Origin of the sequence: Streptomyces sp. NBC_00876 (assembly GCF_045207435.1) — a bacterium.
Taxonomy (GTDB): Bacteria; Actinomycetota; Actinomycetes; order Streptomycetales; family Streptomycetaceae; genus Streptomyces.
In genome coordinates this window covers 3,883,915-3,896,885 of sequence record NZ_CP108800.1, presented here as the reverse complement: position 1 = coordinate 3,896,885, position 12,971 = coordinate 3,883,915, and the positions used below count along the sequence as shown (strand labels likewise).

The 12,971-nt window shown below is 71.0% G+C and carries 12 protein-coding genes; 9 read left to right on the top strand and 3 right to left on the bottom strand.

Features of this window, described 5'->3' with window-relative positions:
* The first annotated feature begins 110 nt into the window (after window positions 1-110).
* The 5 genes from OG782_RS17050 to OG782_RS17030 all read left to right on the top strand — a co-directional run bounded on the left by OG782_RS17050 (window position 111) and on the right by OG782_RS17030 (window position 5,164).
* The gene (locus OG782_RS17050) at window positions 111-764 is read left to right on the top strand and encodes an SUKH-4 family immunity protein (protein ID WP_406451833.1); all 654 of its coding nucleotides are present in this window, start codon (window positions 111-113) and stop codon (window positions 762-764) included.
* Between the two features lie 99 nt (window positions 765-863).
* Window positions 864-1,739, top strand: a complete 876-nt coding sequence (locus OG782_RS17045) for an alpha/beta hydrolase family protein (RefSeq protein WP_406451831.1) — start codon at window positions 864-866, stop codon at window positions 1,737-1,739.
* A gap of 169 nt (window positions 1,740-1,908) precedes the next feature.
* Window positions 1,909-3,159, top strand: coding sequence for a sensor histidine kinase (locus OG782_RS17040; RefSeq protein WP_406459121.1), 1,251 nt, complete (start codon window positions 1,909-1,911; stop codon window positions 3,157-3,159).
* Entirely contained in the window at window positions 3,156-3,836 is a 681-nt protein-coding gene (locus tag OG782_RS17035; RefSeq protein WP_406451829.1) for a response regulator, read from the top strand. The genes OG782_RS17040 and OG782_RS17035 overlap by 4 nt, the downstream gene beginning before the upstream one ends.
* Window positions 3,837-3,928: 92 nt before the next feature.
* Window positions 3,929-5,164 carry a cytochrome P450 gene (locus OG782_RS17030; RefSeq protein ID WP_406451827.1) on the top strand — a complete coding sequence of 412 codons (1,236 nt, stop codon included), beginning with the start codon at window positions 3,929-3,931 and terminating at the stop codon, window positions 5,162-5,164.
* 47 nt (window positions 5,165-5,211) lie between these two features.
* On the opposite strand, the gene OG782_RS17025 is transcribed toward OG782_RS17030, so the two are convergent.
* Both OG782_RS17025 and OG782_RS17020 read right to left on the bottom strand, forming a co-directional pair.
* The gene (locus OG782_RS17025; RefSeq protein ID WP_406451825.1) at window positions 5,212-6,840 is read right to left on the bottom strand and encodes an ABC transporter permease; all 1,629 of its coding nucleotides are present in this window, start codon (window positions 6,838-6,840) and stop codon (window positions 5,212-5,214) included.
* Window positions 6,837-7,751: an ATP-binding cassette domain-containing protein gene (locus OG782_RS17020; protein ID WP_406451823.1), complete on the bottom strand. Its 915-nt coding sequence runs from the start codon at window positions 7,749-7,751 to the stop codon at window positions 6,837-6,839. Before OG782_RS17020 ends, OG782_RS17025 begins: the two co-directional genes overlap by 4 nt.
* Before the next feature lie 112 nt (window positions 7,752-7,863).
* Between OG782_RS17020 and OG782_RS17015 the strand changes: the two genes are divergently transcribed.
* The gene (locus OG782_RS17015; RefSeq protein WP_406451821.1) at window positions 7,864-8,424 is read left to right on the top strand and encodes a GbsR/MarR family transcriptional regulator; all 561 of its coding nucleotides are present in this window, start codon (window positions 7,864-7,866) and stop codon (window positions 8,422-8,424) included.
* A gap of 63 nt (window positions 8,425-8,487) precedes the next feature.
* Here OG782_RS17015 and OG782_RS17010 read toward each other — a convergent pair whose 3' ends face one another.
* Entirely contained in the window at window positions 8,488-9,345 is an 858-nt protein-coding gene (locus OG782_RS17010) for a diacylglycerol kinase (RefSeq protein ID WP_406451819.1), read from the bottom strand.
* A gap of 186 nt (window positions 9,346-9,531) precedes the next feature.
* Here OG782_RS17010 and OG782_RS17005 point away from each other — a divergent pair, with 186 nt between their 5' ends.
* The 3 genes from OG782_RS17005 (at window position 9,532) to OG782_RS16995 (ending at window position 12,931) form a co-directional block, all read left to right on the top strand.
* Window positions 9,532-10,815 (top strand): adenylosuccinate synthase, encoded by a 1,284-nt coding sequence (locus OG782_RS17005; protein ID WP_406451817.1) that lies wholly within the window; start codon window positions 9,532-9,534, stop codon window positions 10,813-10,815.
* 107 nt (window positions 10,816-10,922) lie between these two features.
* Window positions 10,923-12,191: an ATP/GTP-binding protein gene (locus tag OG782_RS17000; RefSeq protein ID WP_406451815.1), complete on the top strand. Its 1,269-nt coding sequence runs from the start codon at window positions 10,923-10,925 to the stop codon at window positions 12,189-12,191.
* Between the two features lie 77 nt (window positions 12,192-12,268).
* Entirely contained in the window at window positions 12,269-12,931 is a 663-nt protein-coding gene (locus tag OG782_RS16995; RefSeq protein WP_406451813.1) for an RloB family protein, read from the top strand.
* Window positions 12,932-12,971 lie beyond the last annotated feature (40 nt).

Sequence of the window (12,971 nt, the reverse complement as noted above, 5' to 3'; positions counted from 1 at the left end):
CGGGTCCCGTCCGGCGACCGGCTCGCCCCGGTCGCCGGACGGGTTCCGTGCCCGCCGGCGGGCGTGCAGGATGAGGTGCGACGGCCATCGACCGCGAGGGGTTGCACCACATGATCTTCGATACCGGCACCGGCGCCGACGGTGGGACCGACGGTGGCGGTGACGGCGGGAGCGGCCGCTCCGGCTATGTGCGGGCCTCGCGCGCGGTCCTCGCCGATGTGGTACGACGTTCGGAGGACCTTCGCGCACTGTGCGAAACCGGCTTTCCGCAGAGCCCCTTCCGGATGGCCCCGGCCCTCGCCGCGGACGACTGCGTGGTCGAGAGGACCAGCGTGGTGGACCTCGGCGACGAGGTGGAGATGATCGAGGAGGAGTCCGGCGTACTGCTGCTCTTCGGCGCGGTCCAGGGCTGGTACCTCTTTCTCCACCTCGGTGACGGCTCGGTGCACGCCGTCCCCGACGAGATGGCACTCTTCGACGGGGACCTCCGCCCGGTGCACACGGACCTCTCCTCACTCCGGCGCATGCTCGAACTGCTGCACCGGCGGGAGCTGGAGGTCGCCCGTGAGCCGGCCGGCGGCGACCGGCCCACGCCGTACGCCGAGCTCGATCGCTTCGCCGACGGGATCCAGCACGAGTTCGAACGTCTCGATCCGGTGGTCTTCTCCGAGGAGAGCGACAGGGAGAGTCCCTGGGTCTACTTCTTCGGTGACCTCAGGGGCGGGCTGTACGGCACGTACTACTACCGGCTCGACCGGGGATGAGGCCGCGCTGCCCGCCACCGCTGAGAGGAACGGCTCCGTACTGATACCGTCCCCGCAGGTCACGCCAGTTGACCATGGCACAGGGACGGTTGGAGCAGCATGTCGGATTCTGCCGCGCGTGATCGGGACGCCGCCGAGACCGAGTCGGCCTTCTCGCATCCGGCCGTCGCCCCCGATGTCTCGGCCGCCTACGGCAGCCACCCGGACCAGGTGATCGACTTCTACGCCCCGCGCGACGGGCGCGCCGGGGCGCCCGTCGTGGTCGTCCTGCACGGCGGTGCGTGGCGGGCTCCGTACGACCGGGTCCACCTGTCGCCGTTCGCGGACTTCCTGGCCCGGCGGGGTTTCGCCGTCGCCAATGTCGAGTACCGGCGCGGCAGCGAGATCCCGCAGCAGCGCGGCTCGGGACCGGTCGCGGGCCGCTGGCCGGAGACCTTCGACGACGTCGCGGCGGCGCTGGACGCGCTGCCTGAGCTGCTGGCCCGGGAGCTCCCCGGGGCGGACGCCCGCCGGATCGTCGTCACCGGGCACTCCGCGGGCGGGCAGCTGGCGCTGTGGGCCGCCGCCCGGCACGTACTGCCGGAGGGGTCGCCGTGGCGGCTGCCGCGCCCGCCCGCGCTGCGCGGTGTGGTGGCCCTCGCACCGATCGCGGACTTCGCCTGCGCGGTCGAACTGGACGTGTGCTCCGGTGCGATCGGGCAGCTCCTGGGGCGGGACGAGGACTTCGCCGACCGGCGCGCGCACACCGACCCGGCTCTGCTGCTGCCCACCGGCATCGCGACCGCCGTGGTGCAGGGCACCTGGGACCTCACGGTGCCCCAGGCCGTCTCCGAGGCGTTCGTCGACGCGGCGGCGAAGGAGGGCGAGACCGTGGGCCTGACACTGCTGCCGGACGTCGGGCACTTCCCGCTGATCGACCCGGCGGCCGACGCGTGCGCGGTGGTGGCGGAGGAGATCGCCCAGCTGGCCTGGTAGGGCCTGCGACGCGGCGGACCGGGGCCGTGCCCGCGGCCCGCGTAGTACTTACGGCGGACGGTCAGGGATCCGCATCACTGCGGACGACCCGGGCCGGCGCGCCGCCTACCGTGGAAGCGTGACCGAGACCAAGACCAGAAGCCCGGAAATCCAGCTCGCCGCAGGGGCGATGGGCGGCCTGCGCCAGGACCTCTTCCAGGACGCGTTCGCCTACCGCCCGCTGCCGCCGATGCGGACCGACGGGCCGCTGACCCGGCGGCTGCCGCAGTCGCTGCGGGCGCGTGCCGCGTGGGCTCCGCACGCCGTGGTGCTGGCGGCCGCGCTGCTCACCTTCATGGTGGGGTTCGCCGCCACCGGGAACGCCGGTGTCCTCGTGTCCGGGCTGCTGCCCGCCGCCTGCATCGGGATGACCCTGGTCAGGCCGGTCGGGGCGTTCTGGATGTCGATGGCCCTGACTCCGGTGACGGCGGTCGTGGGCGGTGGCGACGGGCCGTGGGGGCCGAGTGCCTTCTTCGCCCATCTGGTGGTGCTGTTCGTCGTCGCGGCCAGGACCCGTCCGCGCACCGCCGCCTGGATGTGGGGGCTCACCCTGCTGCTCGGCCTGGCCATCGAGAACATCACGGGCCTGGACTCCGGAGCGCCCACGGCGGCCATGGCCGTGGCCTCGGCGTTCGCCCTGCTCCTGGTGAGCGTGGTGCAGATCCGCCGCGAGGCGGAGCGCGAGGTCACTGTGCAGCGCAGCGTGACCGCCGTCGAGCGGGACCGGCGCACGCTGCTGGAGGAGCGCACCACCATCGCCCGCGAACTGCACGATGTGGTCGCCCACCACATGTCCGTCGTCGCGATCCAGGCCGAGGCCGCGCCGTACCGGGTGGAGAACCCGCCGCCGGAGCTGGAGCAGGCCTTCGTCACGATCCGGGAGAACGCGGTCGCCGCGCTCACCGAACTGCGCCGGGTGCTCGGCGTCGTACGGGCCGAGGACTACGAGGCGCCGGACGCCCCGCAGCCCACGCTGGCCGAGCTCGACCGGCTGCTCGCCAATGTCGGCGAGGCGGGCCTGGTGACGGAGAAGGCGGTGACCGGTGCGGTGCGGGAACTGCCGCAGGGCGTCGAGCTGTCGGCGTACCGGATCATCCAGGAAGCCCTCAGCAACAGTCTGCGGCACGCGCCGGGCGCCACCGCCAAGGTCGAGATCGGCTATGTGCTGGGCGGGCTCGGGCTGCGCGTCGTCAACGGCCCGCCGACCGGTCCGGTGAAGCCCTCGCCCGGGGCCGGGCACGGGATCACCGGGATGCGGGAGCGGGTCGCGATGCTGAACGGCGAGATGACGGCCCAGGCCGCCGCGGACGGCGGTTACGAGGTCGCCGCGTTCATCCCCGTGCAGTCGGCCCCGTCCGACGCCACCCTGGAGCAGGCATGACGACCCCCGCCGCCGCCGCGCCGATCCGGGTACTGATCGTCGACGACCAGATGATGGTCCGCGAGGGCTTCTCGGTGCTGCTCAACGCGATGCCGGGCATCGAGGTCGCCGGCGAGGCCGTGAACGGCCGCGAGGCCGTCGCCCAGGTCGCGGCCCTGCGCCCCGACGTGGTGCTGATGGACATCCGGATGCCGGAACTCAACGGCATCGAGGCGACCCGCGAGATCGTCGCCGCCGACGCGGACGCGAAGGTGCTGGTACTCACCACCTTCGACCTCGACGAGTACGTCTACCAGGCCTTGCGCGCCGGCGCGTCCGGCTTCCTCCTCAAGGACGCCTCGGCCCGGCAACTCGCGGACGGTGTACGGGTGGTGGCCTCCGGCGAGGCGCTGCTCGCCCCCACGGTCACCAGGCGGCTGATCACCGAGTTCTCCAAGCTCGCCGCAGCGCCCCGCCCGCCTGCCCTCGCCCGGATCGGCGACCTCACGGAGCGCGAGACGGAGGTGCTGGTCCTGATCGCCCAGGGTCTGTCGAACCTTGAGATCGCCTCGCACCTGGTGGTCGCCGAGTCGACCATCAAGACCCATGTGAGCCGGATCCTGGTGAAGCTGGGCCTGCGTGACCGCACGCAGGCGGCGGTATTCGCCTACGAGGCCCGGCTGGTCACACCTTCCTGAGGGGGACCGCCCGGGGCGCCGGCCCCCGGGCAGGGTCCGGGGGCAGGGGGGCAGGGCTGGCCTGCGCGCGGGTGGCCGGTTAGCGTCGCTTCATGGATCAGCCCTCGCCCTTTGCCCCCGGCCCCGCCGCCCCGTTCGATCCCTGGTCGGCGGCGTTCGTCGCCGACCCGTATCCCGCCTACGCCGAGCTGCGTGCCACCGGCCGGGTGCACTATTTCGAGCCGACCCGCCAGTGGCTCGTCCCGCACTACGCCGACGTATCGGCACTGCTGCGCGACCGGCGCCTGGGCCGGACGTATCTGCACCGGTTCACGCACGAGGAGTTCGGCCGGACGCCCCCGCCCGCCTCGCACGAGCCGTTCGAGACGCTCAACGGGCAGGGGCTGCTGGACCTGGAGGCGCCGGACCACACGCGGATCCGGCGGCTCGTCTCCAAGGCGTTCACCCCGCGCACCGTCGAACAGCTCGTCCCGACCGTCCAGCGGCTGGCCGCCGGACTCGTCGACGACTTCGTCGCGCAGGGCGGGGGCGATCTGCTCACGGCGGTCGCGGAGCCGCTGCCCGTCGCCGTGATCGCCGAGATGCTCGGCATCCCGGAGTCCGACCGCGCGCCGCTGCGGCCCTGGTCGGCGGCGATCTGCGGGATGTTCGAGCTCAACCCGTCCGAGGAGACCGCCCGCGCCGCCGTCCGGGCCTCCCTCGACTTCTCCGCGTATCTGCGGGGGCTGATCGCCGAGCGGCGCGCGAACCCGGGTACGGATCTGATCTCCGCCCTCGTCGCCGCCCATGACGAGGGCGAGCGGCTGACCGAGCAGGAGATGGTCTCCACCTGCGTCCTGCTGCTGAACGCGGGACACGAGGCGACCGTCAACACCACCGTGAACGGATGGTGGACGCTGCTGCGCCACCCCGGGCAGCTGGCCGCGCTGCGGGCCGACCACGGGCTGCTGCCGTCCGCGCTGGAGGAGCTGATGCGGTACGACACCCCGCTCCAGATGTTCGAGCGCTGGGTCCTGGACGACATCGAGATCGACGGCACGGTCATTCCGCGCGGCTCGGAGGTGGCCCTGCTCTTCGGCTCGGCGAACCGGGACCCGGCCCGCTTCACGGACCCGGACACACTGGATCTGTCCCGGCGGGACAACCCGCACATCACCTTCGGGGCGGGCATCCACTTCTGTCTCGGGGCGCCGCTGGCCCGGGTGGAACTCGCGGCCTCCTTCGGTGAGTTGCTGCGGCGGGCGCCCGGCATGCGGCTGGTCGCGGAACCGGAGTGGAACCCGGGCTATGTGATCAGGGGCGTGAAGGAACTGCGCGTCGAGCTCTGAGACGAGGGCGGGCGGCCCCGGCCGCCCGCCGCCGGCTGTCCGGCCCCTCAGTTCAGCATGTCGCGCCGCCGCAGTGCCCCCAGGCCGCCGGCCACCAGCGCCACCGCGACCGCGGTGAGAAGGGCCGCCGGACCCCACTCCATGCCCGCCGCCCCCGGCAGCTTCGGCAGATGCGTGAACGGCGAGATGTCCATCACCGGCTGCGGCAGATCCAGGGCGGGACCTATCCAGCCCAGGGCCAGACAGAGGCCGACCGGACCCCAGGCCGCCGCGGCGGCCTTCGGCAGCGCCCCGTACAGCAGGACCGTCACCCCGCCCAGCAGCCAGACCGCCGGCAGCTGCACCAGCGAGGCGCCGAGTACGGCGGGGAGTCCGTGCCCGTAGCCCAGCGCCAGGCCGAGGCCGCCGACCGTCATGATCAGGGCCGCGCCGCCGAAGGCGATGACCAGATGGCCGGCGGCCCAGCCGGTCCGGCCGACCCCGCCCGCGAGGACCGGTTCCGCGCGCCCGGCGCTCTCCTCGCCGTGCAGCCGCAGGACCGAGGAGACGATGTACAGCGCGGCCACCGTGCCGAGCACGGAGACCATCGAGGCGAGGAACGCATCGGTCAGACCGGCCTGGCCGCCCATCCGCTCGAAGATCTCCCTGGTCTTCTCGTTGTCCCCGACGAGATCGGCCGCGCCGCCCGTCAGCCCGCCGAAGACGAAGCCGACCGCGGCGAACGACACCGTCCACCCCACGAGCGCCCCGCGCTGGAGACGCACCGCGAGACCGAAAGCGGTGGAGATCCGGCCCCGGGCGGGACCGGGCCGCGTCGCCAGAAAGCTCATGCCGACATCGCGCCGTCCGGTCAGCGTGTACGCGACGACGCACTGCACGGCCGCGGCGCCGGCGATCACCAGGAGCACCCACCACCGCTCGTCGGCGTACGCCCTGACGTTCTCCGCCCAGCCGAGCGGGGAGAGCCAGGTGAGGACGGACGAACCGTCGTCGGCCGCGGAGTCGCCCGCCGCCTTCAGGACGAACGCGGCGCCGATCACCGCCGCCGTCAGCCCCTTCGCGAGCCGGGCGCTCTCGGTGAACTGCGCGGCGATCGCGGCGGTGCAGGCGAACAGCACACCGACCCCGGAGACGGCCAGCGCGAGCGCCACCGCCCCGGCCCCGCCCGCCTGTGACCCGGCCATCCCGGCCACGATCATCAGGGCCAGCGCGGCATTGGCGGTCAACGCGGCGAGCAGGGCCGCGGTGAGCGGGGCCCTGCGCCCCACCATGGCGGAGGAGAGCATCTCCTGACGGCCCGTCTCCTCTTCCTCCCTGGTGTGGCGCACGACGACGACCAGGCTCATCACCGCGGCCAGCGCGGCGCCGAAGGCGACCATGCGCCAGCTGACGAGTCCGCCCACGGAGTCGTCGAACACCGGCCCGTACATCGCCCGCACGGAACTGTTGCCGTTCATCGAGGCGGCGAGTTCGGCACGCTGGCCGGCGGCCCCGTAGAGCGAGGAGATGGACTTCCCGACGGAGGAGAACGAGCCGCCTAGCACGATCACCCAGACCGGCATGATGATCCGGTCCCGCCGCAGGGCGAGCCGCAGCAGGGGCCAGGTCCCCGCGAACTGTGCCGTTCCGGCCCGGCGCCCGGCACCGGCCGTCGCGGTCATGGTCACGGCAGTCATCGCGCCGCCACCCCCGCTTCCCGCTCCGTGTCCGCCGCGTAGTGCCGCAGGAAGAGCTCCTCCAGCGTGGGCGGCGCACTGGTCAGCGACCGGACCCCGGACGCGGAGAGCGACTTGAGGACGCCGTCCAGCTTGTCCGTGTCGACCTGGAGCGACACCTGCCGTCCCCGGATGTCGAGGTCGTGCACCCCGGGCAGCCGCGCCAGCCCGTCGGGCGCGGACACCAGCTCGGCGCTGATGTTCGTACGCGTCAGATGGCGCAGGCCGGCCAGCGAGCCGGTCTCCACCGTCCGCCCCTGCCGGATGATGCTGACCCGGTCGCAGAGCGACTCGACCTCGCTGAGGATGTGGCTGGAGAGCAGGACCGTCCGCCCGCGGTCGCGCTCCTCGGTGACGCAGCTCTGGAAGACCTCCTCCATCAGCGGGTCGAGCCCGCTGGTCGGCTCGTCGAGGATCAGCAGGTCCACATCGGAGGCGAACGCGGCGACCAGGGCCACCTTCTGCCGGTTGCCCTTCGAGTACGTCCGCCCCTTCTTGGTCGGGTCGAGCTCGAACCGGTCGACGAGGCCGGCGCGCCGGGCTTCGTCGAGGCCGCCGCGCAGCCGCCCGTACAGATCGATCACCTCACCGCCCGAGAGGTTGCGCCACAACGTGACGTCCCCGGGGACGTACGCCACCCTGCGGTGCAGTTCCACCGCGTCGCGCCACGGGTCCCGGCCGAGGAGCTGGGCGGCGCCGGAGTCGGCCCGCAGCAGGCCCAGCAGAACCCTGATGGTGGTGGACTTCCCCGACCCGTTGGGCCCGAGGAAGCCATGGACCTCACCGGACTCGACGCTCAGGTCGAGACCGTCCAACGCATGCGTCCGTCCGAACGACTTGTGCAGTCCGGCCACGGTGATTGCCTTCGTCATGATTCTGAAGGTACGCTACTTTCACAAACTTGTGAAGTTAAAGAAGTGTATAAACTCGAAGGTGTGACGGGGGCCGGTGATGGGCCGGGGAATCAGGGGAGACGATGGGCCGATGAGCAGCGAATCCGCAGAGGCAGAGAGCGCACGCGAGGTACATGCACGCGAGGCGGGGGACGGGCGCGACGCGGAGGCGGTCTCGCGGTTCGTCGAGCGGTTCGCGTCCGAGATGACCGAGGCGGGGATGCAGCGGATGGCGTCCCGTGTCTTCGCCGCCCTCCTCGCCGACGACGACGCCTCCATGACCTCGGCGGAGCTGGCCCTGGCCCTTCAGATCAGCCCGGCAGCCGTCTCCGGCGCGGTGAATTACCTCACTCAGGTCAGCATGGTCGGCCGCGAACGCGAGCCGGGTTCCCGCCGCGACCGCTACCGCCTGCACAACGAGATCTGGTACACCACGTTCGCCAGCCGCGACCAGGTGCTCACCCGCTGGGAGCGCACCCTCAAGGAGGGGGCGCGGACGCTCGGCGAGCACACGCCAGCCGGTGCCCGGATCGCCGAGACGGCCGCGTTCTTCGAGTTCCTGCAGTCGGAGCTGGAGGGTCTGATGAGCCGCTGGGAGGACCACCGCAAGACCCTCGACCTTCCGGTGGCCGAAGGGCGCCCGGAGGCCTGAGAGGGCCCGTCACGCCCCGCCGCGAAGGAACCTGTTCACGCCCCGCCGCGGAGGCGGCGGAGGCTAGCCCTCCGCCGCGGGGAGTATCAGCCCCCAGGCCCCCGCCCGCACCGTCCAGGTCCGCGTCCGGACCGGGCCGCCGACCTGTATGTCCGCGCGGTAGCGGAAGTCCGCGCCGGAGACGGTGACGGCCTTGGCCTCCGCGGTGACCCGGGCACCGTCCGGCGTCCGGACCGTCACCTCCGCGAGGCCTTCGTCGCCGCATCCCGAGGTCACCGTCACGCACTCGACCGGCCGGTCCAGATCGTTCAGCACGACACCGTCCGCCTCGACGCGCAGGCGGTGCGTACGCGCCGGGGCGGACGGTGTCGAGGGGGCGGGGCGCACCAGGGTGCGGACCAGGGAGCGGCAGGTGTCCCAGACCGCGGTGACACCCGCACGGTCCGGCTGGGTGCCCGGTGCGCTGCTCAGGGCCGGGATGCGCAGCGCGCCCAGGACGACGCCGTCGCTGTCGTCGACCAGCAGGTCCAGCCGGCGCACCACCCCGTCCAGCGCCGTGCGCGCGGCGGCGACGGCACCCGTCGGCACGCCGAGTGAATGGGCGAGTTCCAGCGCCGCCGCCGCGCCGACCGGGATCAGCGAAAGGGTGCTCGTGGCCGGTTCTCGCTCCCGGTGCAGCAGGGACACCGCGCGGCGCAGCGCCCGGTCGTCGCCGATCACCACCGGTCGCCGGCCGCCCCGGCGGGACAGGGCCCGGGCGAACTCCTCGGGACCGTCCGGGAGGCAGATCTTGGCGTGCGCACCTGCGCTGAGCACGTCCTTTGCGATGCGCACGGACTCGCCGTCCGTACGGCGGGCGACCGGATCGATCACCACCAGCAAATGGGGCGCACCGTTACCGGGGGGCTGGGCAGCCGACACCTCGGTCCTTCCTCGGGTAGCATCTTGGTGCAAGAGCCCCTTGCGCTATTGCGCCAGGGGCTTCGTCTATTCCGGGGCACCCGGTTCGACGGTTCAGGCCTTGTCGTACAACGTCGTACGGCATGTACGACGTTTACGTACGCCCCCTGACCTTGGACATGCCCCGCCCGGAAGGGGTGTACGCCTGTGCCCGCACTTGTGCTGCTCGGTGCTCAGTGGGGTGACGAGGGCAAGGGAAAGGCCACCGACCTCCTCGGTGGATCCGTGGACTATGTGGTGCGCTACCAAGGCGGCAACAATGCCGGCCACACGGTGGTCGTCGGTGACCAGAAGTACGCACTTCATCTCCTCCCCTCCGGAATCCTGTCACCGGGGTGTACCCCGGTCATCGGTAACGGTGTCGTCGTCGACCCTGCGGTCCTGCTCTCCGAGCTGAGTGGGCTGAATGACCGCGGCGTGGACACGTCCAAGCTGCTGATCAGCGGTAACGCTCATTTGATCACCCCGTACAACGTCACGGTCGACAAGGTGACGGAACGCTTCCTCGGCAAGCGCAAGATCGGCACGACCGGGCGCGGTATCGGCCCGACGTACGCCGACAAGATCAACCGGGTCGGCATCCGCGTCCAGGACCTCTACGACGAGTCGATCCTGGAGCAGAAGGTCGAGGCGGCCCTGGAGCAGAAGAACCAGCTTCTGGCCAAGGTCTTCAACCGGCGCGCCATCGAGGCCGGCAAGGTCGTCGAGGACATGCTCCAGTACGCGGAGCAGATCAAGCCCTTCGTCGCCGACACGACGCTGATCCTGAACAACGCCATCGACGAGGGCAAGGTCGTCCTCTTCGAGGGCGGTCAGGGCACGCTGCTCGACGTCGACCACGGCACGTATCCCTTCGTCACCTCGTCGAACCCGACCGCGGGCGGCGCCTGCACCGGTTCCGGTGTGGGTCCGACGAAGATCACCCGGGTCATCGGCATCCTCAAGGCCTATACGACGCGTGTCGGTGCCGGTCCGTTCCCGACGGAGCTACTCGACGAGGACGGCGAGGCGCTGCGCAGGATCGGTGGCGAGCGCGGTGTCACCACCGGCCGTGACCGCCGCTGCGGCTGGTTCGACGCCCCGATCGCGCGGTACGCGACCCGGGTCAACGGCCTGACCGACTTCTTCCTCACCAAGCTGGACGTCCTCACCGGCTGGGAGCAGATCCCGGTGTGTGTGGCGTACGAGATCGACGGCAAGCGCGTCGAGGAGCTCCCGTACAACCAGACCGACTTCCACCACGCGAAGCCGATCTACGAGATGCTGCCCGGCTGGTCCGAGGACATCACCAAGGCCAAGACCTTCGGCGACCTGCCGAAGAACGCGCAGGCGTACGTGAAGGCGCTGGAGGAGATGTCCGGCGCACCGATCTCCGCGATCGGTGTCGGCCCCGGCCGCACCGAGACCATCGAGATCAACTCGTTCCTGTAGGGAGCACCGCGGCGGCGGCCGGCAGACACCATCTGTCGGCTGCCGCCGCACACCCGCACACGCGGGCGGGATGGTGTGACTAATGTGTCCGCCATGAAGGAGCCAGGATGCTGCTGAGATTCCGGGTGGCGAACGTCCGGTCGCTGCGCGACGAGCAGGAACTGTCGTTTGTCGCGTCCGAGGGGACCGAGAGGGAGCTGGCCGCAGCTCGCGAGACGGTGCTCTCCGACGGGCAGCGCCTTCCTGTTCACACCGTGCTCGGAATCTTCGGGGCCAACGCCTCCGGCAAGTCCAACGTGATCGCCGCACTGAAGAGCATGAAGCACGCCGTCATGCGCTCCTACGCCGACTGGACCTCCTACGACGGAATCCCCCGCGACGAGTTCGCCCTCGATCCCAAGGCAGCGGCGCAGACATCCCTGTACGAGGCGGACATCGTCCTGGATGACGGTGTCCGCTGGACGTACGGATTCGAGCTGGGCGCGCGCCGGGTTGAAGCGGAATGGCTCTATGCCTACCCCAAGGGCCGTCGCCAGGTCTGGTTCGAGCGGGACGCCGACCGTGACAAGGACTTCGACTTCCCCGGCGAGCGTCTCCACGACCGCGCCCGGCTGGCGCGCACGACGCGACCGGACGCCCTCCTCCTGACGCGGGCGGCCAACGACGGTCACGAGCAGCTGACCCCGGTCTTCGACTGGTTCAAGAACAACCTCTGGGACGTCACGCCAGAGACGGAGCGCACCCAGCGCGAGGCCTACACGGCCATGAAGCTGCTACGGAGCGAAGACTTCCGGCGCCGGGCCGAGGAACTGCTGCGGGTCGCCGATCTTGGTATCGCGGGCGTGGAGGTCGAGCGTTCGTCGTCGGGCCGCCCGGTCGTCCAGTTGATCCATACGAGCGGCGGCGAACGCACGGCGCTGGACTGGGACTCGGAGTCGTGGGGAACCCGCTCCTGGTTCGCGTTGATCGGCCCGCTCCTGCTTGCTCTCGACACCGGCGCGGTCCTGCTCATCGACGAGCTGGACGCGAGCCTGCACTCGCGCTTCGCAGCAGAGGTCGTACGCCTCTTCCAGGCGCCGTGGGTGAATCCCAAGGGCGCCCAGCTGATCTTCACCGGCCACGACCCCTCCCTGCTGCGGACGCCCGGCGGCGGTCGGCTCCTGGAGCCGGGGCAGCTGTGGCTCACGGAGAAGGACGGGAACGGGGCCACGGAGCTGTCGTCGGTCGCCGACTGGGAGCCGACGGACGAGGAGGACCTCATGGCGTCGTATCTCGCCGGGTCCTTCGGCGCGGTGCCGAAGGTTTCCGAGGGGCAGATCGGGCGACGGCTGGTGCGGACGGACGACTTGGCACGGATGGAGGCGGAAGAGGGCTGATGGCGAGGCCAAGGGGAGGGGACAGCGTTTCCCGCAAGAAGGGAGGCGGGAAGGGGCGTACGAACCGCGCTCGCCAGGTGTACATCTTCACCGAGGGCGAGGTCACCGAGCCCGAGTACATCGACATCATCCTGAAGCACGGCACACCGGCCACTCCTGGCCGCAGTGTGGATCACCACTTCGAGAACGAGAACGCCGTCGGCAAACACCGCAAGCCGTACGCGATGGTCAAGGACGCCGTCATCACGCTGCGCAAGGTCCAGCGCGAGGCCAAGGACGCCGGGCTGACGACCGACGACTGGAACTACCCCCAGGTGTGGGTCCTCTTCGACCGCGACGACCACCTGAACATCCTTGAGGCCAGGCAGCTCGCGGACAAGCACGGCATCAAGATCGCCTACTCGCACCCCTGTTTCGAGCTTTGGCGGCTCCTGCACTACACGAACTACACCAGCAGCTTCGGCGGTGTCTGCGGCGACGCGAACAGCCGGCTCCGCTCCCGTCCCGGCTTCGCGGCGACGTACGGCCGCAACATCCGTACCGTCTCCGAGCAGCAGTCCAAGCACATGCGCGAGGACCAGGTGCTGAGCACGGACAAGGATCAGCGGCGGTACAAGGACGCCAGGAAATACGCAAAGGCGATCAACGCGCGCGTCGAAACGGCCAATCCCGAGAAGTGGGATCCGTTCACCGACGTCTGGAGTTTCGTTGAGGAAGGTCTGCTCCTCAGCGGCTACTAGGCTGCTGGGAGCAGGCCCGCGAAAGCCTCTGCCGGGCGGC